The following is a 21,363-nucleotide window of genomic DNA, read 5'->3' as shown; positions in this document are numbered from 1 at the left end:
ACTACGCCAATTCGACGATCTCCATATACTCGTCGCTCCACAGGTCTTCATCGCCTTCAGGCATGATGATCACTCGCTCTGGCTCGAGTGCTTCGACAGCTCCAGGGTCGTGCGTGACGAGAACGACAGCGCCGGTATAGGTTTTCAGCGCATCCAATACTTGCTGTCGGGACTGCGGATCCAAGTTGTTTGTCGGCTCGTCAAGAAGAAGGACATTTGCGCGCGAGGAAACGAGCGTTGCCAGCGCTAACCTCGTTTTCTCACCACCAGACAGTGTTCCAGCTGGCTGGTCTAGCTTGTCTCCCGAGAACATGAACGCCCCGAGTAGACCGCGTAGATCCTGCTGCCCTGCATCTGGGCAGGCTTCGATCGTGTTCTCCCAGACTGTTTTGTTACCGTCGATCGTGTCGTGCTCCTGGGCGAAGTACCCGATCTTGAGGCCATGCCCTGACACGATTCCGCCTTCCCCATCCGTGCGTTCAACGCCAGCAAGTAACTTGAGCAGCGTCGTCTTGCCTGCACCATTGGTGCCAAGCACTACAACTCGGGATCCTTTATCAACAGCTAGATCGACGCCAGCGAACACTTCGAGGGAGCCATACATTTTGGTAAGGCCCTTGCCAAACAAGGGTGTCTTGCCGCATGGTGCTGGCTTCGGAAAGGAAATAGACGCTACTTTATCCGCTACACGAATGTCATCAAGCTCACCCATCATGCGCTCAGCGCGAGCAAGCATCTGTTTAGCAGCTGCAGCCTTCGTCGCCTTCGCTCCGAGTTTGGCCGCTTGTTTTTGCAGTGCGGAAGCTTTCTTTTCCGCATTAGCGCGTTCACGGCGGCGTCGTGCTTCATCGAGTGCCCTGGCATCCTGGTACTTCTTGAAGCCCATGTTGTAGACATCAGCCTCAGCGCGCACTGCATCAAGGAACCAAATCTTATTGCATACTGCCTCAAGCAACTCAACATCGTGCGAAATCATGATCAAGCCACCATCGTGCTTGCTCAAGAACGAACGCAGCCATGTAATAGAGTCCGCGTCGAGGTGGTTAGTGGGCTCGTCGAGAAGCAGTGTGGTTTGGGACTTTCCAGAACCCGCCCGAGAGGCGAAAAGGATCTGTGCCAACTCCACGCGACGGCGTTGACCACCGCTGAGGGTACTGAGCTGTTGGTCGAGCACTCGTGCTGGAAGCCCGAGGTTGTCACATATCTGCGCAGCCTCTGCGTTCGCCTCGTAACCGCCTAGCGCGTGGTACTGCTCTTCGAGCCGGGAAAACTTCTCGATTGCTTTATCACGGGTCGCACCATCTGACTCTTCCATGATGGAACGCTGCCGATCCATCGAGCGTTGGATCTGATCAAGGCCTCGCGCCGAAAGAACGCGATCTCGGGCACTCTGCTCGATATTGCCTTCTTTGGAGTCTTGTGGCAGGTATCCGATCTCGCCAGTACGAGTAACCGTGCCCGCGTAGGGTTCTGTTTCTCCTGCGAGGATTCGCATCGTAGTGGTCTTCCCGGCACCATTTCGGCCGACGAGACCGATTCTGTCACCAGGTTGAACACGGAGATGCTGCCCAGGCGCTTCGAGAAGCGTCCGGGCTCCTACACGGACTTCGAGATCATTAGTAACAATCACAAAGGGTTACTCTACAAGGCCGCGTGAGTAGACGAAAACGTGGTCTAAACAGCGAAACCTAGTGCACGCAACTGCTCGCGCCCTTCTTCCGTAATCATCTGCGGTCCCCATGGTGGCATCCACACCCAATTGATGACGACTTCATCACACACAGTATTCGTCGTGATAGCGTGATCAGCTTGTTCTTCGATGACATCGGTAAGCGGGCAAGCCGGCGAAGTCAACGTCATGTTGACGACTGCTCGGTGGACATTATCGTTAGTTTCTACCCACACGTCATAGACAAGTCCAAGGTCAACAACATTGATACCCAACTCGGGGTCAATGACGTCGTGTAGGTACTCCTCTACTTCACCACAGATTTTGAGCTGTTCCTCGGTCTGTGCTGGCCGCTCGTCGCCATCGCCAAGGTTCGAAGTGTGATCGTTATCCACCATATTTTCGCCTTTCTATTTGTCTAACGCCTCGGACGTGGCGGCTTCAAATGCTTTCCAGCCCAACAACGCACACTTGACGCGAGCTGGGAACTTAGAAACACCTGCGAACGCAATGCCATCGCCGATGGCTTCCGGATCCCCTTCTTTGGTCCCGCGAGAGGTGATCATTTCCTCAAACGAGTGCAACTTTTCCATCGCATCCGCAACAGGTAGCCCCACCAGTTCTTCTGTCATCACACTGGTTGAGGCTTGGGAGATCGAGCAACCTTGAGCATCGTAAGAGACGTCTTCAACCGTCTTTCCGTCGGCAGACAGGTGCACACGCAGCGTCAGCTCATCACCGCAAGATGGGTTGACGTGGTGCACCTCCGCTTCGTACGGTTCGCGCAGCCCCTTATGCCGTGGGTTCTTGTAATGGTCCAAGATTACTTCTTGGTACATAGACTCTAGGTTCATCGTCTAGGAATCCTCCTCGACTCCGAAGAAGCGGCGCGCTTCGCGAATGGCTTCAACCAAGGCGTCTACTTCCTCTTTGGTGTTGTACAGGTAGAAACTTGCTCGAGAGGTTGCCTGCACCTCGAGTTCTCTGTGAGCGGGCCACGCGCAGTGGTGGCCGGTGCGGATAGCAACACCGTGAGCATCAAGCACCTGTCCTAAATCATGCGGATGCACGCCATCGACGGTAAAAGCGATCGCACCGCCGCGCTGTTCAGCCACCGCAGGACCAGCGATAACTAATCCTGGAATCTCTTGCATTCGTTCCAGGGCATACTCCGTCAACATATGCTCGTGGCGTTGGACATTTTCCATTCCGATGGATTCCAAGAACTCGACGGCAGCACCAAGGCCAACGACCTGGCTTGTCATCTGCGTGCCAGCTTCGAACCGTTGGGGCGTCGGCGCATACGTCGAAGAGTCCATCTTGACGATCTCGATCATGGATCCACCTGTCAAAAATGGTGGAAGTTCCCTGAAGATCGACTTTCTCGCGTATACGGCGCCCACACCAGAAGGTCCACACATCTTATGCCCTGAGAACGCTGCAAAGTCGACGTCAAGCTCGTGAAAGTTAACAGGCATATGCGGAACAGATTGGCACGCATCAAGGACCGTGAGTGCTCCTACTGCGCGAGCACGCCTCACGATTTCATCGACGTCCGCTACTGCACCAGTTACGTTTGATTGGTGCGTGAACGCAACAACTTTTACAGTATCGTCGAGTTCCAAGCTGTCAAGGTCGATGCGTCCATTAGCAGTCATCGAGTACCACTTGAGCGTTGCTCCAGTGCGGCGGGCCAGTTCTTGCCAAGGCACGAGGTTCGCGTGGTGCTCCAGTTCAGTGACAACAATCGTGTCTCCGCGTTTGATCTGGTGCTTACCGGCACGATCATCACCAAGAACATATGCGACGAGGTTCAGAGCCTCAGTAGCGTTCTTCGTGAATGCAATCTCCTCCCCGTCAGCACCAACAAAGTTAGCGATACGCTCACGGGCAGTTTCATAAGCGTCTGTCGCCTCCTCAGCCAGTTGGTAGGAGCCACGATGGACTGGTGCAAATGTGTTCAGGACGAATTCTTGCTCAGCGTTCCACACAGACTGCGGACGCTGGGACGTAGCCCCGGAGTCCAAATAGACGAGGGGCTTCCCATCGCGCACGGTCCGACTCAGGATCGGGAACTCTGCGCGAATCGCGTCTGTGTTCAGTGTTCCATCGGAATGTAAGTATCCCATTAGATGAACTTTTCGTATCCCTCTGCCTCGAGAACATCAGCCAACGAGGCGTCGCCAGTCTGGATGACCTTGCCATCCGAGAAGATGTGAATGAAGTCAGGCTTCACATACTCCAGGATCCGCTTGTAGTGGGTGATCATTAGGACACCGCCGTTGGTTTCTTCCTGGTAGCGGTTGATCCCCTCGGATACGATTCGCAGCGCATCGACGTCAAGGCCGGAGTCCGTTTCGTCCATCACAGCAAACTTCGGCTTGAGCAACGACAACTGCATGACCTCATGTCGCTTCTTCTCACCGCCAGAAAAGCCTTCGTTGACCGAACGCTCAGTGAAAGAAGAGTCCATCTTCAACAAGTCGCGAGCATCATTGAGTTCACGAACCCAATCGCGAAGCTTCGGCGCTTCCCCACGAACAGCAGTCACAGCAGAGCGCATAAAGTTCGAAGAAGAGACGCCCGGCACCTCAACTGGGTACTGCATTGCCAGGAAGAGTCCGGCGCGAGCGCGTTCGTCGATATCCATCTCGAGGATGTTCTCACCATCGAGGAGTACTTCGCCTTCAGTAACTTCGTAGCGTGGATGACCAGCGAGCGTGTAGGCAAGCGTGGACTTACCGGAACCATTCGGCCCCATGATGGCGTGAGTCTCTCCGCCCTTAATAGTGAGGTTTACGCCCTTGAGAATCGGCGTTGGCTCTTGACCTTCCTCGGTCGGCAGGACGTTTGCGTGGAGGTTCTTGATTTCCAGGGTAGACATTGTTTTACTGATTCCTTTTCGTTTTACTGGTTCGTTTGCTCGAGCTCTCCGGCCACACGTGCAACGAGTTCTTCACGGAGGTCTTCGAGCGGGACCTGATTGAGGACCTCGTTAAAGAATCCGCGAATGATCAAGCGCGTGGCTTCGTCCTCAGGGATGCCCCTGGACCGGAGATAAAACACTTGCTCGTCATCGAACCGACCAACGGTTGCGGCATGGCCGGCTCCAGCGATTTCACCAGTCTCGATCTCGAGGTTTGGAATTGCGTCAGCGCGAGCACCATCCGTCAAGACCAGGTTCCGGTTCGTTTCATATGTATCTGTGCCGTGCGCGCCTGCGCGAATCAGCACATCACCGACCCAGCAGGTTCGTGCTTCTGGCAGATCCGACGCCTTGTCGCCTTGCAACGCACCCTTGTACAGCACGTTCGACCGGCAGTTCGGAACGCTGTGGTCGACCAGCATACGGTTTTCGATGTACTGACCCGCGTCCGCAAAGTAAACGCCGTTGAGCTCGACGTCTGCCCCCGGAGCTTGGAACTTTACGCGTGGGGTGATGCGCACGATCTCGCCACCGAAAGCTGCGACGTTGTGGCGCAGTACCGAATCGCGCTCCATCAAGATGGACTGTTGACCAATGTGTACTGCGTCCAAGTCCCAGTCCGTATCTACGACTGCGCGTACGTGCGCGCCTGCGCCGATATGCCAATTGACGTTGTCTGCATGCACACCTGTGCCGGTGTACTTGACAACGATGTCAGCCTCTGCATGGGTCCCAACTTCAAAAAGGATCGTTGCAAAGGATGTCACGTCGGCGCCGGCACCAGTGATGGTGACGGTGATGGGCTTGGACAACTTGCTGTTACCAGGCACGGTAATCAAGGTGCCGGTTTTCGCGCTCGACCATGCTTGTGCAGCAACGCGGTCTACGGGCGCGCCGGCTACTTTGAGCTGATCGTCAGCTGCGTCAAGCTCCGTGACGACGACCTCATCTGGCGCATCAATCGTGATCTGGGCGTCAGCCTGTTGCGGGAACTCCCCGTTGTGCAGACCTCGGATGCGGCGAAGTGGAATGAACCGCCAGACTTCGTCACGTCCACGTGGAACGGGAAAATCCTCAACATTGAACGACGAAAACAGATCTCCCTTGTTGTTGTGAGGAGTTGCATTCGATACGGGATTAATCGTTGAAGTCATGGTGATTAGCCCACTGATCCTTCCATTTGCAATTCAATCAGACGGTTGAGCTCCAGGGCGTACTCCATCGGGAGCTCCTTGGCAATAGGCTCGACGAAGCCACGGACAATCATCGCCATAGCTTCTTCTTCGGCAATACCGCGGGACATCAGGTAGAACAGCTGCTCTTCAGAGACCTTGGAGACTTTCGCCTCGTGTCCGAGCGTAACCCGATCGTTCCTAATGTCGTTGTACGGGTAAGTGTCAGAACGAGAAATGTCATCGACAAGCAACGCGTCGCACTCAACGTTCGAGGCGGAATCATGCGCGTTTGCGTTGATCTGTACCAGGCCACGGTAGGCCGCGCGTCCGCCACTGCGCGCAACTGACTTTGAAACGATTGAACTCGAGGTGTGCGGAGCCATGTGTGTCATCTTGGCACCGGTGTCCTGGAACTGTCCTTCACCAGCAAAAGCGACGGAAAGCACTTCGCCACGGGCATACTCGCCAGTCATCCAGACTGCTGGGTACTTCATCGTCACCTTTGAACCGATATTGCCGTCGACCCACTCCATCACTGCGCCCTCTTCGGCCTTAGCGCGCTTGGTGACGAGGTTGTAAACGTTGTTCGACCAGTTCTGGATCGTGGTGTACCGGCAGCGGCCACCTTTCTTCACGATGATTTCAACGACCGCGGAGTGAAGCGAGTCGGACTTGTAAATCGGGGCGGTGCATCCTTCTACGTAGTGGACGTAGGCGTCCTCATCAACGATGATGAGCGTGCGCTCGAACTGGCCCATGTTCTCGGTATTAATACGGAAGTATGCCTGGAGCGGGATATCGACGTGGACGCCCGGCGGAACATAGATAAACGAACCGCCTGACCATACTGCCGTATTCAGAGCTGAGAACTTGTTATCGCCAGCGGGGATGACCGAGCCGAAGTACTCCTTAAAGATGTCCTCGTGCTCGCGAAGCGCGGTGTCAGTGTCTACGAAGATGACACCCTTCTTTTCGAGATCCTCACGAATCTGGTGGTAGACAACCTCAGATTCGTACTGCGCAGCAACACCAGCGACTAGGCGCTGCTTTTCTGCCTCAGGAATGCCAAGCTTGTCGTACGTATTCTTAATGTCTTCAGGAAGGTCATCCCAGCTCGTAGCTGGTTGCTCCGTAGAGCGGACATAGTACTTAATGTTGTCAAAGTCGATGCCACTCAGGTCTGCGCCCCAAGTCGGCAGTGGCTTCTTTTCAAAAATGTCCAAAGCCTTGAGGCGCTGTTCCAGCATCCATTCTGGCTCTTCCTTAATGCCAGAAATGTCCTTGACTACCCCAGCGTTAAGACCACGCTTTGCTGCCTGCCCGGCAGCGTCTGGGTCGTGCCACCCGTAGTTGTAGCTACCGATTGACTCGATAATCTCTTCGTCGTTCATTGGTTTCTCTAAACCGGGTGCGGGATTAGCTTTCGTCATTATTTTCCGCTCCTTTCAGATACGTTATTTTTCGGCCCGTGAACAGCAGCGAGTGGAATGTTTGTTGTGCAGACACCATTGCCCTCTGTAATGGAGGCAAGTGGTTGGATGTGTCGGCCTACGATCTTAGCGATCATTTCTTGCTCTGCTTCGCAAATTTCGGGATGCGCAGACGCTACTTGTGACACCGGGCAGTGATGCTGACAAATTTGAATTCCAGTTCCTGCCTGAGTCACCGAGGCAACATAGCCGTGACGCTCTAAAACGGACACGACTTCGAGCACGACTGATTCAAGGTCGCCACTGCTTGATCGCTCCGAAATCGGCTCCACTTCTTCAAGGATGCGTTCAATCCTAGTTTTGGCGAACGCTTTGACTGCTTCATGGCCGCCAAGTTCTTCAAGAGCTTCGATTGCATCAAGCGCCATATTCTCATAGTTGCTACCGAAGCTTTCTCGGCCTTCTTCCGTCAAGCAGTAGTGCTTCGCGGGACGGCCTCGCGGTGGCTCTTCTCCAGCAACCGGCAGTGGCTCACACGTCTCAATGAGTCCAGCCTCAGTGAGCTTATCCAGGTGCCGACGGATACCGGCAGCTGAAATTCCAGTTTGCTCACCAAGTGTTGATGCAGTCACCGGTCCGCTTTTCAGCAAGAGCGCCATCACTCGCTTGCGAGTGCCACCGTCAACTGACCGCGCTTGGTTCAGCACTGGCTCACCTCGCTTCGATCTGCTTTGATCTCTGACTTTCCAACCGATTGGCTGTACACCGACCGGCCTTTACACAACACTACTGTGTCCTAATTCAATGTGCACGTTTAACCCGGTCGTTCGGCTACAATCTTGCCTGTGTTGTTCCAGGATTCACCGATAAAGTCTTTGCTTGATGCGTTTCCTCGCATCGGCAAGCCTGGATCACGGTCGGCTGGGCTCCACCGAGTCTCTAAAGAGGTTTGGCGAGGACAAGACTTTCGTTCAACCAACTACGCTGAGCAGAACCGGTTTGCCGTACTTCGATGGCTGGGTTTGGTCGGCACACTTCTCATTGGCTTGGGAGGCCTCGGGGGCGGGGCCTTGCCGGTCGTCGATAATCCTTGGTTCTCTCTGCCTGGCGGGGCCTTGCTTGGCCGAATGATGCAAGCGTCGTCTTCCATAGTTCTGTTCGGAGTAGGACTCTTGGTCTCCGCTTGGTTGTGTATGGGCCCCTTCGTTGGCGTAAGTGGCCAGAGGCCCCGCGTTTCGACGCCGCTTCTTATGCGAACATTCGTTGCATGGGTTGCTCCTCTGGTGATTACCGCTCCCCTCTTTACCCAAGACATCTATTCATACTTAGCTAATGGTGCAATTGTCCGGTTTGGTCTTGACCCGTACTCCGCTGGACCAGTCGAGCTTCTCGGGCCAGAACACCATCTAGCGCGCTCGGTCCCGTTTATTTGGGCGCATTCTCCAAGCCCCTACGGGCCTGTCGCGTTAGGTATTGCAGCGGCAATTTCTCGTATTACCTCCGACTCTATTGTGCTCGGGGTGATTGCGCACCGCGTCGTATCACTCGTCGGAGTGCTCGCCGCAGCGTGGGGGATCCGAAAGATTGCCGGCCGCTGTGGTGTACCAGAGACTGCCGCGCTGTGGCTCGGGGTGCTCAATCCGCTAACGATTCTGCATCTCATTGGTGGCATCCATAATGAAGCAATCATGCTCGGATTGGTGTTAGTCGGGTTTGAACTGGGACTTCGCGGGGCCGACAGGTTGAGGACCATCAGTTCAGCGCAAGCGTGGGGTTACCTGGCTCTCTCCGCGATCACCATTACCTGTGGAGGACTAGTCAAAGTGACAGGCTTTCTCGGTCTCGGTTTTATAGGCATGGCAATCGCTCGTGTGCTTGGGCAACGCCAGCGAAAAGCTAAAGCTCTTAGCATCGCGGTGCTTTTTCAGACATTGATGCTCATTGTCACTACTGCCGCCGTTTCACTTATGACAGGCATTGGGCTCGGATGGGTCACTGGTCAAGGCGGAGCAGCGTCGATTCGTAGCTGGCTCTCGATTTCAACAGACGTGGGCGTAATCAGCGGCTTTCTAGGAATGCTCCTAGGTCTCGGCGACCACATTGACGCAGTTCTCATTGTCACCCGCGGGATTGGAGTGGCCATCGCGGTGGCGTTTCTGGTTCGCCTGCTGTGGGCTACGTTGCGGGGAGCCATTCACCCTGCAGGTGGACTTGGCGTCGCAACGCTCGTGCTTGTTATATTCTTCCCAGTCGTACACCCTTGGTACCCTCTGTGGGCGATTTATCCCCTTGCTGCATGGGCAAATAGGTTCTTTTTCCGCGCCGGGGTGGCTGTGTATTCTGCTGTATTTAGTTTTCTGGTGCTACCGCGTGGTCTCGGCCTGCAAGCAAAGACAGTTTTCACTATTTACGGTGTCGCAGCCTGTTGTTTTGTCGTATTTGTTGGGCTCAGTTTCCTGTTGTATCGGCGCTTTGGTGCCGGCAGGCTACACTAGCTATCCATGAACGCGCCTGTTCTTTCAGTTGACAATGTGAAGAAAACTTTTGGGGACGTTACTGCTGTAGATGGAGCATCGTTTGCCGCAAAAGAAGGAACCGTGCTGGCTTTGCTCGGTCCGAATGGAGCCGGCAAGACAACGACCATCGAGATGTGTGAAGGATTCACCCGGCCAACCTCAGGGACAATCACGGTACTAGGCGAAAACCCTGCAACCCACCCTCAGCGTGTGCGCGACCGAATTGGGATCATGCTGCAGGGTGGCGGATCATATTCGGGCGTCAAAGTCAGAGAAATGCTGAAGCTTTCGGCTTCATACAACGCAAATCCTCACGACCCTGAGTGGCTCATGGCCCTCCTAGGGCTCGAGGGAGTCGCCAATACCACGTATCGACGCCTCTCCGGAGGGCAAAAGCAACGCTTGTCCCTGGCGCTTGCACTTATAGGTCGTCCGGAGCTGGTTTTTCTTGATGAGCCAACCGCTGGCATGGATGCACAGTCACGCAACGCTGTGTGGGATATTGTTTCTGCACTAAAACGTGACGGAACCACGATCGTCCTGACTACGCACCTGATGGACGAGGCGGAGTCGCTCGCCGATGACATTGTGATCATGGATCATGGAAAGGTAGTCGCCGCGGGTACACCGGCGGACCTGACCAGCGGATCATTTGAGCAGCAAATCACGTTTGGTACGGCGCAACCACTCGACGTCGAGAAGCTGAAGCAGCACGTGGCTTTGTGTCAGATCGATACAGCTGTGACCCAAGTTCGCCCAATGCGCTACGTAGTCAACGGTTCGGTTTCTCCTGAACTCGTCGCCTGTATTACCGAAGAAGCACTTCGCCAATCCGTGCTGATTCGGGATATGCAAGTAAGCCACATGGCGTTGGAAGAAGTGTTTTTGAACATCACCGGTAAGGAATTAAGGAGCTAGCGGTGCACATCAAGGAAGGAACCTTTACGCCCGCCCCGCAACGGTCTTCGAAGTTTGCGATGGCCAGCGCTCAGGGACTCATCGAAAGCAAGCTGATGCTCCGTCACGGCGAACAGTTGGTGCTCAGCATCTTCATCCCGGCAGCGTTGCTCATCGCATCAGTATATTTGCCTGTTTTTGGGGATGACTACAGCCTCGACACCCTGGTGCCGATGGTGTTTGCCGTCGCGGCGACCAGCTCTGGATTTACGGGCCAGGCGATTTCGCTCGCCTTTGACCGCCGATACGGTGCGCTGAAGCGGACCGGTGCTTCCGGAGTCCCACCGTGGACGATCATCGTCGGAAAAATCCTTGGCGTGGTCGCGATGGTCTGCGTCCAGATTGCGGTGCTAGGAGCTGTTGCAGGTTTCTTTGGCTGGCGCCCCTCAGTCGTTGGCGCGGTGCTTGGTGCCTGCGTCTTGTTCCTGGGGGTTGCTTGCTTTACTTCCTTGGGCTTGCTCATGGGCGGCTCGCTAAGTTCCGAGATGGTCCTTGCCATTTCGAATTTAATGTGGGTGATCATGATGGGAATCGTGGGTTGGGTCGTCTATTCTGGCGACCTTAGCCACGCTGGTTGGTGGAACCTAGTACCCACGGTTTCGCTGGCAGCTGGTATTTCTGATGCACTCGCGCTGACTGCGAATGGTCCTGCGTTGCTTAGCTTGCTAGCGTGGCTCATCGTCGGCGTTGGCTCAAGCGTTCGCTTCTTCCGTTTCGATGATTAAGGCCATGCGCTCATCGACTAAGATTCGAGCCTGAATAGTCGAACGTGTTTTATACGTCCAAGGAAAGTGCATGACTTTACAACAGACCGGTGCGCCGATGACGCATCAGGATAAAAAGCAAGCCCCCAGTCTGAAGTTGCAACGAACTCTAGCCATGATTCTCTTGCTCTGCCAAGGCGGGATCACCGTAACAGGGTCGTTGGTGCGAGTGACCGGTTCGGGGCTTGGTTGCAATACGTGGCCACTTTGCCATGAAGGTTCGCTTGTCCCCGTCGCTGGTGCCGCACCTTGGATTCACCAAGCCATTGAGTTTGGAAACCGCCTGCTTACTTTCGTGGTCGCGGCTGCCGCGATCGCCGTGCTTTGGGCTGTCTACCGCGCATCCCGCGGTCGAGATGCCCAATTCTTGGCATGGTTCTCCCTCGTCGGCGTGGTTGTCCAGGCGATTATCGGCGGTATTTCTGTTCGCCTTGATTTGCAGTGGTGGGCGGTCGCCGTGCACTTCTTGCCTTCGATGGTGCTCGTGTGGGTCGCTGCATTGCTCTACATGCGTTTGGCAGAAGACGAGTCCACGGTTGCTCAAGACCGCTACCCCGGGCACATCCGAGTGATCGCCGTGATCGCTGCCGTTGCGTTGAGCTGTGTACTTGTGACAGGAACGATGGTGACAGGGTCCGGCCCGCACTCGGGTGACGCAAGCGTCGGTATGGAAGGTCGACTTGCGATTGACACAGCGTTGTTGGCATATATTCACGCAGGGTGCATGTACGCGTATCTACTTCTTACAGTGATCACATTTTTCCTGCTACGTAGAGCGAAAGCCCCGCATGCGGCACAGAAAACTTCCTGGATTCTTCTTGGACTCATCGTGGTCCAGTGGGCAGTAGGTTTAAGCCAGTACTACATGGGCGTGCCGCGTTGGACGATTCCGATCCATATTGGGCTGTCGTCTCTAGTTGTAGCGTTCACCGCGTTCTTGTACGCGCACGCTGTGCGTCGTGAGTTGCTGTATCGCTAGACGCAAACACCATGTAGCCTGAGAAAGTATGAAAGCGATTGAGTTCGACGCGCAGCAGGTGCGTTGCATTGATATCGCTTCACCGTTCCCCAGCGATAGAGAACTTCTAGTCGAAGTCCTCTACGCTGGGTTTTTTCTTCACGACACCTCCTTCGGCAACCAAGGATGCGGTCGTGTCCTGAAAGACCCCCTCGACGAGGTTGCGCCAGGAACTGTGGTTGCGTGGAGCGATGCCACCGGCCCCATCGCCGAGCAGGTTGTCGTTGACCGAAGCCGGGTAGTCGCTGTATCGGACCTGATCGCCCCACGCATTGGTGCTTCAATGTTGAGGCCGGGAATGGCCGCAAGTTATTCGCTATTCGAAGTTTTGAAGCTTGTGCAAGGTGAAGCTGTCGTCGTCACGAATGCAGGTTCCGCAATTGGGTTGTACATGATTGCAATCGCTCGAGAGAAGGACATCATCGTGTATGCCGTTTCGGAAAGCGAGGAAGGCCGAGTAGCAGCAGATGAGGCTGGAGCCACAGCCGTATTCAGTGGCCAGCCAGGTACTGCTGCACAGATCAAAGCGCTCAATGATGGGATCGGGGTGGATGCAGTTGTGCTGGCACGCTCTGACTTCAAAAATGGCTTTGCGCACGAAGTTGGGCGCAGCTCTGCGCGTACGTGTTGCTATGAGGACTTAGCGTCGATACGAATGGATGCCAACGGCTTCCGTAAGCATGCACAGACCGTTACCAGAGTGCTCGAAGAAACACGATGGGAACCGCCAGTTCACGTGTGTGAATCGATAGATGACGCCAGCTCGCTACTGGGTTCCGAAACTTCGGAGGTTTGTGACACTGACCTTGGAGCCATCAAGCTCCAAGGATCCACGAGCTAGAAGAAGGTAGCGAATAGTGGAGTCCAACCGAGCACCGCATCAACGGAAAGCCCCAAGAACAACGCCGCAAGATAGTTGTTGGAGAGAATAAACAGCTTGAGCGGTTTCACCTTCTCCCCGCGCTTTACCCCAGCATGCAGCTGTGTGGCAACGGCGAGGAACAATGCACCCGAAATCACCGCGGTTGCAAGATAGGTCCACGAGGTGGCGGGAACCAGGAGCAGGGACACCCCGACGGTCCACCATGAGTAAATGAGAATCTGGCGGGTTGTCTCCGCAGGGGAGGCTACCACCGGCAGCATCGGGACATTAGCGCGGGCGTAATCCGCTCGGTACTTCATTGCCAGCGCCCAGGTGTGCGGTGGCGTCCAGAAGAAGATGATCATGAACATCACGATCGCCTGCCACCACGCGTCCTTGGAGCCGTCGGTGACATTGTCTCTAATTGCCGCCCAACCGACCATCACGGGCATGCAACCTGCTGCGCCGCCCCAGATGACGTTCTGCCAAGTTCGCCTCTTCAGCCACTTTGTATACACGTAGATATAGAAGAAGTTGGTCAGAATGATAAAGAACGCCGCGAGCCACGACTTACACAGGAATCCAAGCCAAAGCACGCTCGCGACGAGAAGCGCCCAAGCAAATACGGCGGCTTTCTGTTTGGTGACCTTTGCCCGGACAAGTGGTCGTGCACGCGTTCGCCCCATTTTCTGGTCAATGTCGTAGTCGGCGACCATGTTAAATGCATTTGCCGCACCGGCCCCCATCCAACCACCGAACAGCGTTGCAAGAATGAGCCACACGTGCACAGTGCCACGGTCTGCTTGCAACATTGCGGGGATAGCTGCCACTAGAAGAAGTTCAATGACCCTGGGCTTCGTAAGCGCGAAGTATGCCTTGATGGTCTCCAATACTTCTCCTCCACATCAAACTTCAACCGTTCGGCTAGAACTCTTACGCAACATTGGTTCGCGTTCAGGTGTCGAGCATTTCGGCTGATATGGTACCGCAACGCATTACACGATGATCTTTTCAGCCCTCTTATACTTTGACCCTCCCGGTGATGTTAGCCTCCGCTCACCAATTTGTCAGAATTAACGTGGCGGCTACACCCGCGAGTTTTCTTCGCACAACACCGTTGGGTGTCACCACCACAAAGCGAGTTTTACACTAGGCTGGGTCCTGTTCTGTTTCCATAGCATGAATCGAGGATTCTGTGACGCTTTCAGCTGAACTTCAAGCAAAAACTGTACGTAACTATCCCGAAGACTGGACCGACGTGGATACGCGGGCAGTTGATACAGCCCGAATCCTCGCGGCTGACGCCGTGGAAAACTGCGGCTCTGGGCACCCAGGCACCGCGATGTCGCTCGCACCTCTTGCATATACGCTCTACCAGCGGGTGATGAATGTAGACCCCGCTGACCCACATTGGGCAGGGCGCGATCGCTTCGTATTGTCAAACGGCCACTCTTCCCTGACACAGTATGTTCAGCTCTACCTGGGGGGCATGGGACTTGAGCTCAAAGACCTCCAGCAGCTTCGTACCTGGGGTGCTAAGACTCCTGGTCACCCTGAGTACAACCACACGGACCACGTAGAGATTACAACTGGCCCGCTCGGCCAGGGGTTGGCATCAGCAGTTGGTATGGCGATGGCTTCGCGCCGGGAACGTGGCCTGTTTGACCCTGAGGCTCCGGCTGGCGAATCGCCGTTCGATCATTTCATCTACGTCGTGGCTGGAGACGGTTGTCTTCAAGAAGGTGTCACATCGGAGGCTTCATCTCTCGCAGGGACGCAGCAGCTCGGAAACCTGATTGTATTCTGGGATGACAACAGGATTTCGATCGAGGATGATACCCAGATCGCGTTCACTGAAGACGTTATGAAGCGCTACGAGGCCTACGGCTGGCAAACACTAACGGTTGAGTCCGGCGAGGACGTCGTCGCGATTGAGAAAGCGATCAAGGAAGCACAGTCCGACACCAATCGCCCAACGATCATTCAGGTAAAGACGGTCATCGGCTTCCCTGCTCCTACGCTGCAAAACACGGGTGCAGTACACGGCGCAGCTCTCGGTGCGAAAGAAATCGCAGCTGTCAAAAAGATTCTCGGCTTTGATCCGGAGATTCACTTCCCGGAGGAAGAGTCCGTTATCACCCATACTCGAAAGCTCCGGGACCGTGGTGCTGCGAAGCGTAAACAGTGGGACGAGACGTTTGCTGTTTGGGCTGAGGCCAACCCAGAGAAGAAGGCCCTGTTTGACCGATTGACGGCTCGAGAGCTCCCATCCAACTGGTCGCAGGACTTCCCAACTTGGGACGCTGACGAAAAGGGCCTTGCTACCCGTAAGGCTTCTGAAGCAGTAATCCAGGCTGCGGCTGCGGCCCTTCCAGAGCTTTGGGGTGGCTCCGCAGACCTTGCAGGCTCCAATAACACCCTTATCAAGGGGGCTGCATCGTTCGGGCCTCAGGCGATTTCTACCGATATGTTCAGCGCTGAGCCGTACGGTCGCAATTTGCACTTCGGCATCCGCGAACATGCCATGGGCGCGATCATGAACGGCATTGCACTGCACGGCAACACACGAGTTTACGGCGGTACGTTCCTGATCTTCTCCGAGTATCTCTACCCGGCAATTCGCGTCGCAGCACTTTCAGGTATCGACGGCTACTACGTCTTCACGCACGACTCGATCGGCCTGGGCGAAGACGGTCCGACCCACCAGCCGGTTGAAACGCTCACTGCGCTTCGAGCCATCCCGGATATGGCGGTGATCCGACCGGCCGACGCGAATGAAACGTCTGCTGCGTGGAAGTCTGCGCTGGAGGCTAAGCCGATGCCGAAGGCACTGGCGCTTTCCCGTCAGAACCTCCCTGTGCTTGAGGGCACAAAGGAAAAGGCATTCGAAGGTGTTGCTCGCGGTGCGTACGTACTCGTGGACTCCTCTACCCCGACGCCTGATTTGATTCTGATGGCTTCTGGCTCGGAAGTGCAGCTTGCTGTTGAGGCTGCGAAGTCCTTGGAAGCCGAAGGTATCGGAACTCGAGTTGTCTCGGTGCCTTGCATGGAGTGGTTTACGCAGCAATCGCCGGAGTACATTGAATCGGTACTTCCTGCAGAGGTTCGAGCAAGGGTCTCTGTCGAGGCCGGTCTGTCCATGCCATGGCATCGTTTTGTAGGCGACGCCGGTCAGTGTGTTTCCTTGGAGCACTTTGGTGCCTCCGCACCAGGTCCAGAGCTCTTCGAGCGGTTCGGCTTTACAGCAGACAACGTTGCAGCAGCCGGACGCGCGTCTGTAGCAGCGGTGCAGCGATAGTTGAAGAGTTGTCCTGGTCAAGCCCTCCCCTAGCTTGGCCAGGCCCATTTTTTAGAAAGGAATCTGAGCATGAACACAGTTGAAAGGCTTCGGGAGCTCGGCACGTCCACTTGGCTGGATGATCTCTCTCGCCAGCGCATCGCCACTGGCAATCTAGAAGCAGTCAAACGTGAGAAGTCGGTCGTTGGCGTGACAACCAACCCTGCAATTTTTGCTTCAGCAATGTCGACTGGAAGCGCGTACGACGAGCAAATCCAACAGTTGAGAGCGTCAGGTGCCAGCCCCGACGAGGCGGTTTACGCGATGAGCATTGACGACGTCCGCGACGCGTGCGACATCTTCCAGGACATCTACGATGCGACCGACGGCCTTGATGGTCGCGTTTCCATCGAGGTTGACCCCCGCTATGCTCACGACGAAGCGAAGACGATCGCTCAAGCGAAAGAGCTGTGGGCACGCGTGGGTAAACCGAATGCAATGATCAAGATTCCAGCCACAGACGCCTCGTTGCCAGCAGTCACAGCAGCACTGGCAGCTGGTATTTCAGTGAATGTCACGCTGATCTTCTCTGTGGAGCGCTACCGCGAGGTCATTCGCGCGTACAAGGAAGGTATTCGGCAGGCTGCAGCCAACGGCCACGATGTCTCAACCATTCATTCTGTTGCCTCATTCTTCGTGTCTCGCATGGACACCGAAGTCGATGCTCGCCTTGAGCAAATTGCTACTTCTGAAGCACTTGCGTTGCGAGGCAAAGCAGGCGTGGCAAACGCTCAACTGGCATACCGCTTGTTCCTTGAGGAATTTTCTTCGTTGGATGACCTTCCAGCTGGTGCCAACGTTCAACGCCCGCTGTGGGCCTCGACTGGTGTAAAGAACCCTGAGTACCCTGCCACGTTGTATGTGTCTGAGCTGGCTGGCCCAAACACGGTCAACACCATGCCGGAATCAACTATCGACGCCACCCTGGCTAGCGACAGTCTTCACGGCGATACTTTGTCTGCCAGTGCTGACGACGCGCAGAAGACGTTTGACGCTATCACCGCTGCAGGAATCGACTTGTCTGATGTCGTGCGAGTCCTCGAGCAGGAGGGCGTCGATAAGTTTGTTGATGCGTGGCAAGAATTGCTAAATTCCATGTCGGAAAAGCTGCAATAAAAAGGAGTACATGTGAGTGACGAGAGCACGCATTGGGTGAACCCGCTTCGGTCCCCCGAGGATAAGCGGCTTCCCCGCATTGCGGGTCCGTCTGGGATGGTGATCTTCGGTGTAACTGGAGATCTAGCTCGGAAAAAGCTCCTGCCGGCAATTTACGACCTCGCGAACCGGGGTCTCCTCCCACCGGGCTTTGCTCTCGTCGGGTTTGGGCGTCGAAACTGGTCTAAACAAGATTTTGAGGACTATGTGCGTGAAGCCGTTGAAGCATCTTCCCGCACCGCGTTTAATACGAACGTTTGGGACCGGCTCGCAGAAGGTATGCAGTTCGTCTCGGGCTCGTTTAATGACGACGCCGCGTTCGACGCCCTAGCCAATACACTGCGCTCGACCGATGAAACACGGGGGACGAACGGAAACTGGGCCTTTTACCTTTCTGTGCCGCCCGAGCACTTTTCGAGCGTTGTCCACCAGCTGGACCGCAGTGGAATGGCACAGCCTCAAGACCACGGCTGGCGCCGAGTGATCATCGAGAAGCCATTCGGGCATGATCTGGAATCCGCCAAAGAGCTAAACCGAGTAGTGAATTCAGTGTTCCCGGAGCGATCCGTATTCCGAATCGATCACTATCTCGGCAAAGAAACCGTGCAGAACATTATGGCGCTGCGTTTCGCAAACCAGATGTTTGAACCAGTGTGGAATTCGCACTACATCGACCACGTACAAATCACGATGGCTGAAGATATTGGGCTCGGCGGCCGCGCAGGCTATTACGACGGTATTGGTGCAGCACGAGACGTCATCCAAAACCACCTGATTCAGCTGCTCGCCTTGATCGCTATGGAGGAGCCGACGTCGTTCTCCCCGGGGCGTCTTCGTGCGGAGAAACTCAAGGTCCTCCGCGCTACGACTCCCGTCGAGCCGTTCGATGAGACGACCGCACGCGGCCAATACGTAGCGGGCTGGCAAGGTTCTGAACGCGTAATCGGGCTCCGGGAGGAGTCCGGGTTTGACCCCAACTCTGCAACCGAAACCTATGCGGCCTGTACGTTAGAGATAAACTCGCGTCGCTGGGCAGGTGTTCCTTTCTACCTTCGCACTGGTAAGCGCCTCGGGCGTCGAGTGACTGAGATTGCCCTGGTCTTTAAGCGTCCTCCGTACCAGCCGTTCGAAGACGACCAGACAAAACTACTTACGAACAATGCAGTCGTTATCCGCGTGCAGCCGGACGAAGGCGTGCTGATGCGCTTTGGTTCCAAGGTGCCTGGAACTGCATTTGAAGTTAGGGATGTCAACATGGATTTCTCGTACGCAGAGGCATTTACGGAACAGTCTCCCGAAGCATACGAGCGGCTCATCCTCGATGCACTACTCGACGAATCTAGCTTGTTTCCAACCAATGCGGAAGTCGAGCGGAGCTGGGAAATCCTCGATCCAATTCTCAACTACTGGGAGTCGCACGGACATCCAGATGAATACCGCGCGGGCACTTGGGGGCCCGCATCAGCAGACGCGATGCTGGCCAAGGACGGCCGCCAATGGCGTCGTCCATAATGTGTGCAAACAACGAACGTGAGGCTTAATCCTTGATTGTCACTCTTCCCGACACGACCACCCGCGATGTGTCCACAGCGCTCCTAGAGGCTCGTGAAAATTACTCGTTGGCGACCGGGCGCGTGCTCACGCTCTTGGTTGCTGCACATGCGGAGGATGATGTCGATTCTATTCTGGAGACGGTCCGGAACGCGACCATGGAGCACCCGGCTCGAGTTCTCGTCTTGTTGCTCGACTGCCAGAGCGAGCAAACCTGGATGGATGCAGAGGTAATCGTCGCGGCGGACGCTGGCGCCTCTGAGATGGTTGTCATGACTCTCCACGGTGAACTTACCCAGCATCTTGACGCGGTGGTCACCCCGCTGTTGCTGCCCGATACCCCTATCGTTGCTTGGTGGCCCACAACTGTGCCAGATGTTCCTGCAGAAGCAGAGCTGGGTAATATCGCGCACCGCAGAATCACGAATGCGTGGCGCACTATGGGGGCAGAATGCATAGAGCAGCTGGCTAAGGCGTACGTCCCAGGTGATTCGGACATGATGTGGTCTAAAATCACGCCATGGCGCGGCGTTGTCGCCTCAGCTTTCGACCGCTATAAACAGCAACCACGCCGGATCTTGCTCAGCGGTATTACCGAGCATCCAAGCGTACAAATCGCAGCCTCTTGGCTCGATGCCTGCTTTGGCGTTGAGGTAACCGTGCAAAACGTAGCAGGCGCCGACGCCATTCCTGGCTCCCCAATCCAACACCTATCGCTGGACTGCGAACAAGGCTCTGTGCAGGTACAAATTGTTGATGAGCACACCGTGCGAGTTTCCGTACCGGGATACCCTGATGCGTTTGTTGCACTGAGTGCTCGCTCGGACGCAGAATGCCTCGCTGAGGAGCTACGCCACCTCGATCCTGACGCCATGTATGCTCGGGCATTGTTACATAACCTCCCTTAACTTCGCACCGAAAGAGGGTCGACGGATGTCCAATACAGTCAAGACCAACACCTTTACAAACCTGGAACAGCTTATCGACGTCTCCACCTCCGCATTCCAAACGTTGATTTCAGAGATCCACAGCTCCCCTACCGGTGGTGTAAACGGCGACGGAACCGCACGTGTTGTGCTTACTGGCGGAACAGCCGGAATCCGGTTCCTTGCAGCCCTAGTTTCATCAGATATCGACTGGTCCAGGGTGAAGCTATTCTTTGGCGACGAGCGCAACGTAGCCGTCAGCCATCCTGATTCGAATGAAGGCCAGGCCCGGGCAGCGTTGCTCGATCATATAGATATCCCAGAAGGAAACATTTTCGGGTATGGGTTGGACGGAGGGACGATGGAGCCCGCTGTCACTCGTTATGAAGCGCACCTGAAAGTTGAGGCGCCTGAGGGGTTCGACCTCCATCTACTGGGAATGGGCGGTGAAGGCCACATTAATTCGCTATTCCCACATACGCCTGCTGTGAGAGAGGACGCCGCTCTGGTTGTTGCTGTGACGGATTCACCAAAACCACCTGCGGAACGTGTTTCGTTGACACTACCTGCTGTTCGGAAAGCACAAAAGGTCTGGCTTCTTGTTTCTGGTGCAGAGAAGGCAGAAGCTGCGTCCGCAGTTGCAAACCGGGCAGAGTATCTTGACTGGCCAGCGGCCGGTGCTGTCGGCAAGGAAGAAACGATCTTGTGGGTCACCGACGACGCGGCACCACGTTAGATTCCCGCAGATTCGGATTTCTGACCAACGAAAAGGCCCGCCGGAAGCTTATTGCTCCAGGCGGGCCTTTTGCTAGCGGCTAAGCAGCAAAAGTCTGAATAAGATTCAGGCCCACGATGCATACAAGCCAGATGAGCGTAATGATAACCGTGTAACGGTCGAGGTTCTTCTCCACGATAGTGGAGCCGGACAGGTTAGCCTGCACGCCACCACCGAACAGGCTCGAAAGCCCGCCTCCCTTGCCTTTGTGAAGCAGCACGAACACTGTCATCAAGACCGCAGCGATTACGAGCACGATCTCAAGAGCCAACGTCATGGTGGTAAATCCTCACTATAAAACC

General features: G+C 55.4%; 20 protein-coding genes. 10 read left to right on the top strand and 10 right to left on the bottom strand.

The window, feature by feature from the left end; genetic code table 11:
• Position 1: 1 nt before the first annotated feature.
• From BJP05_RS04945 to BJP05_RS04910, 8 genes are read right to left on the bottom strand one after another with little or no spacing between them, the layout of a single operon-like run.
• Entirely contained in the window at positions 2 to 1,630 is a 1,629-nt protein-coding gene (locus BJP05_RS04945) for an ABC-F family ATP-binding cassette domain-containing protein (RefSeq protein WP_070362442.1), read from the bottom strand.
• A gap of 44 nt (positions 1,631 to 1,674) precedes the next feature.
• Positions 1,675 to 2,067: a metal-sulfur cluster assembly factor gene (locus BJP05_RS04940; RefSeq protein ID WP_070362441.1), complete on the bottom strand. Its 393-nt coding sequence runs from the start codon at positions 2,065 to 2,067 to the stop codon at positions 1,675 to 1,677.
• A gap of 12 nt (positions 2,068 to 2,079) precedes the next feature.
• A complete protein-coding gene (gene sufU / locus BJP05_RS04935) occupies positions 2,080 to 2,523 on the bottom strand; it encodes a Fe-S cluster assembly sulfur transfer protein SufU (protein ID WP_070362440.1) in 444 nt (147 codons plus the stop codon).
• A 3-nt stretch (positions 2,524 to 2,526) separates the two neighbouring features.
• Positions 2,527 to 3,798, bottom strand: coding sequence for a cysteine desulfurase (locus BJP05_RS04930; RefSeq protein WP_070362439.1), 1,272 nt, complete (start codon positions 3,796 to 3,798; stop codon positions 2,527 to 2,529).
• Positions 3,798 to 4,553 (bottom strand): Fe-S cluster assembly ATPase SufC, encoded by a 756-nt coding sequence (gene sufC / locus BJP05_RS04925; protein ID WP_070362438.1) that lies wholly within the window; start codon positions 4,551 to 4,553, stop codon positions 3,798 to 3,800. The genes BJP05_RS04930 and sufC overlap by 1 nt, the downstream gene beginning before the upstream one ends.
• 23 nt (positions 4,554 to 4,576) lie before the next feature.
• Positions 4,577 to 5,749 (bottom strand): Fe-S cluster assembly protein SufD, encoded by a 1,173-nt coding sequence (gene sufD, locus BJP05_RS04920; protein ID WP_070362437.1) that lies wholly within the window; start codon positions 5,747 to 5,749, stop codon positions 4,577 to 4,579.
• Between the two features lie 5 nt (positions 5,750 to 5,754).
• A complete protein-coding gene (sufB, locus tag BJP05_RS04915; RefSeq protein WP_070362436.1) occupies positions 5,755 to 7,200 on the bottom strand; it encodes a Fe-S cluster assembly protein SufB in 1,446 nt (481 codons plus the stop codon).
• Positions 7,200 to 7,907, bottom strand: coding sequence for a metalloregulator ArsR/SmtB family transcription factor (locus BJP05_RS04910; RefSeq protein WP_070362435.1), 708 nt, complete (start codon positions 7,905 to 7,907; stop codon positions 7,200 to 7,202). Before BJP05_RS04910 ends, sufB begins: the two co-directional genes overlap by 1 nt.
• A gap of 141 nt (positions 7,908 to 8,048) precedes the next feature.
• Here BJP05_RS04910 and mptB point away from each other — a divergent pair, with 141 nt between their 5' ends.
• From mptB to BJP05_RS04885, 5 genes are all read left to right on the top strand, one after another.
• Positions 8,049 to 9,695, top strand: coding sequence for a polyprenol phosphomannose-dependent alpha 1,6 mannosyltransferase MptB (mptB, locus tag BJP05_RS04905; RefSeq protein WP_070363514.1), 1,647 nt, complete (start codon positions 8,049 to 8,051; stop codon positions 9,693 to 9,695).
• Positions 9,696 to 9,701: 6 nt separating this feature from the next.
• A complete protein-coding gene (locus BJP05_RS04900; RefSeq protein WP_070362434.1) occupies positions 9,702 to 10,634 on the top strand; it encodes an ABC transporter ATP-binding protein in 933 nt (310 codons plus the stop codon).
• Positions 10,635 to 10,636: 2 nt separating this feature from the next.
• Positions 10,637 to 11,398, top strand: a complete 762-nt coding sequence (locus tag BJP05_RS04895) for an ABC transporter permease (RefSeq protein ID WP_371440795.1) — start codon at positions 10,637 to 10,639, stop codon at positions 11,396 to 11,398.
• Positions 11,399 to 11,468: 70 nt separating this feature from the next.
• Complete coding sequence (locus BJP05_RS04890; RefSeq protein ID WP_070362433.1) at positions 11,469 to 12,416, top strand: heme A synthase; 948 nt, start codon at positions 11,469 to 11,471, stop codon at positions 12,414 to 12,416.
• A gap of 28 nt (positions 12,417 to 12,444) precedes the next feature.
• Positions 12,445 to 13,296, top strand: a complete 852-nt coding sequence (locus BJP05_RS04885) for a hypothetical protein (protein WP_070362432.1) — start codon at positions 12,445 to 12,447, stop codon at positions 13,294 to 13,296.
• Here the strand turns inward: BJP05_RS04885 and BJP05_RS04880 are convergent.
• The gene (locus BJP05_RS04880; protein WP_070362431.1) at positions 13,293 to 14,207 is read right to left on the bottom strand and encodes a heme o synthase; all 915 of its coding nucleotides are present in this window, start codon (positions 14,205 to 14,207) and stop codon (positions 13,293 to 13,295) included. The two genes, BJP05_RS04885 and BJP05_RS04880, sit on opposite strands and share 4 nt — an antisense overlap.
• A gap of 305 nt (positions 14,208 to 14,512) precedes the next feature.
• Between BJP05_RS04880 and tkt the strand changes: the two genes are divergently transcribed.
• The 5 genes from tkt to pgl all read left to right on the top strand — a co-directional run bounded on the left by tkt (position 14,513) and on the right by pgl (position 21,022).
• The gene (gene tkt, locus BJP05_RS04875; RefSeq protein WP_083329547.1) at positions 14,513 to 16,615 is read left to right on the top strand and encodes a transketolase; all 2,103 of its coding nucleotides are present in this window, start codon (positions 14,513 to 14,515) and stop codon (positions 16,613 to 16,615) included.
• Positions 16,616 to 16,684: 69 nt separating this feature from the next.
• Positions 16,685 to 17,770: a transaldolase gene (gene tal, locus BJP05_RS04870; protein ID WP_070362429.1), complete on the top strand. Its 1,086-nt coding sequence runs from the start codon at positions 16,685 to 16,687 to the stop codon at positions 17,768 to 17,770.
• A 12-nt stretch (positions 17,771 to 17,782) separates the two neighbouring features.
• Positions 17,783 to 19,321, top strand: a complete 1,539-nt coding sequence (gene zwf / locus BJP05_RS04865; RefSeq protein WP_070362428.1) for a glucose-6-phosphate dehydrogenase — start codon at positions 17,783 to 17,785, stop codon at positions 19,319 to 19,321.
• Between the two features lie 32 nt (positions 19,322 to 19,353).
• The gene (locus BJP05_RS04860) at positions 19,354 to 20,268 is read left to right on the top strand and encodes a glucose-6-phosphate dehydrogenase assembly protein OpcA (RefSeq protein WP_070362427.1); all 915 of its coding nucleotides are present in this window, start codon (positions 19,354 to 19,356) and stop codon (positions 20,266 to 20,268) included.
• A 25-nt stretch (positions 20,269 to 20,293) separates the two neighbouring features.
• Positions 20,294 to 21,022 (top strand): 6-phosphogluconolactonase, encoded by a 729-nt coding sequence (pgl, locus tag BJP05_RS04855; protein WP_070362426.1) that lies wholly within the window; start codon positions 20,294 to 20,296, stop codon positions 21,020 to 21,022.
• Between the two features lie 79 nt (positions 21,023 to 21,101).
• On the opposite strand, the gene secG is transcribed toward pgl, so the two are convergent.
• On the bottom strand, positions 21,102 to 21,338 hold the full coding sequence (gene secG / locus BJP05_RS04850) for a preprotein translocase subunit SecG (RefSeq protein WP_070362425.1): 237 nt from the start codon (positions 21,336 to 21,338) through the stop codon (positions 21,102 to 21,104).
• Positions 21,339 to 21,363: the final 25 nt, after the last annotated feature.

The sequence above is a fragment of the Corynebacterium sp. NML98-0116 genome, assembly GCF_001767255.1.
GTDB classification, from domain to species: Bacteria; Actinomycetota; Actinomycetes; order Mycobacteriales; family Mycobacteriaceae; genus Corynebacterium; species Corynebacterium pseudogenitalium.
Note: the sequence above shows the minus strand (reverse complement) of the source record. Positions and strands in the feature narration are given on the sequence as shown.

Coding starts and splice junctions, on each gene's coding strand:
- sufD (WP_070362437.1), bottom strand. CDS start 5,749: ATGACTTCAACGATTAATCCCGTATCGAATGCAACTCCTCACAACAAC.
- BJP05_RS04890 (WP_070362433.1), top strand. CDS start 11,469: ATGACTTTACAACAGACCGGTGCGCCGATGACGCATCAGGATAAAAAG.
- sufU (WP_070362440.1), bottom strand. CDS start 2,523: ATGAACCTAGAGTCTATGTACCAAGAAGTAATCTTGGACCATTACAAG.
- BJP05_RS04940 (WP_070362441.1), bottom strand. CDS start 2,067: ATGGTGGATAACGATCACACTTCGAACCTTGGCGATGGCGACGAGCGG.
- pgl (WP_070362426.1), top strand. CDS start 20,294: ATGTCCAATACAGTCAAGACCAACACCTTTACAAACCTGGAACAGCTT.
- BJP05_RS04930 (WP_070362439.1), bottom strand. CDS start 3,798: ATGGGATACTTACATTCCGATGGAACACTGAACACAGACGCGATTCGC.
- BJP05_RS04900 (WP_070362434.1), top strand. CDS start 9,702: ATGAACGCGCCTGTTCTTTCAGTTGACAATGTGAAGAAAACTTTTGGG.
- sufB (WP_070362436.1), bottom strand. CDS start 7,200: ATGACGAAAGCTAATCCCGCACCCGGTTTAGAGAAACCAATGAACGAC.
- secG (WP_070362425.1), bottom strand. CDS start 21,338: ATGACGTTGGCTCTTGAGATCGTGCTCGTAATCGCTGCGGTCTTGATG.
- tal (WP_070362429.1), top strand. CDS start 16,685: ATGAACACAGTTGAAAGGCTTCGGGAGCTCGGCACGTCCACTTGGCTG.
- sufC (WP_070362438.1), bottom strand. CDS start 4,553: ATGTCTACCCTGGAAATCAAGAACCTCCACGCAAACGTCCTGCCGACC.
- BJP05_RS04885 (WP_070362432.1), top strand. CDS start 12,445: ATGAAAGCGATTGAGTTCGACGCGCAGCAGGTGCGTTGCATTGATATC.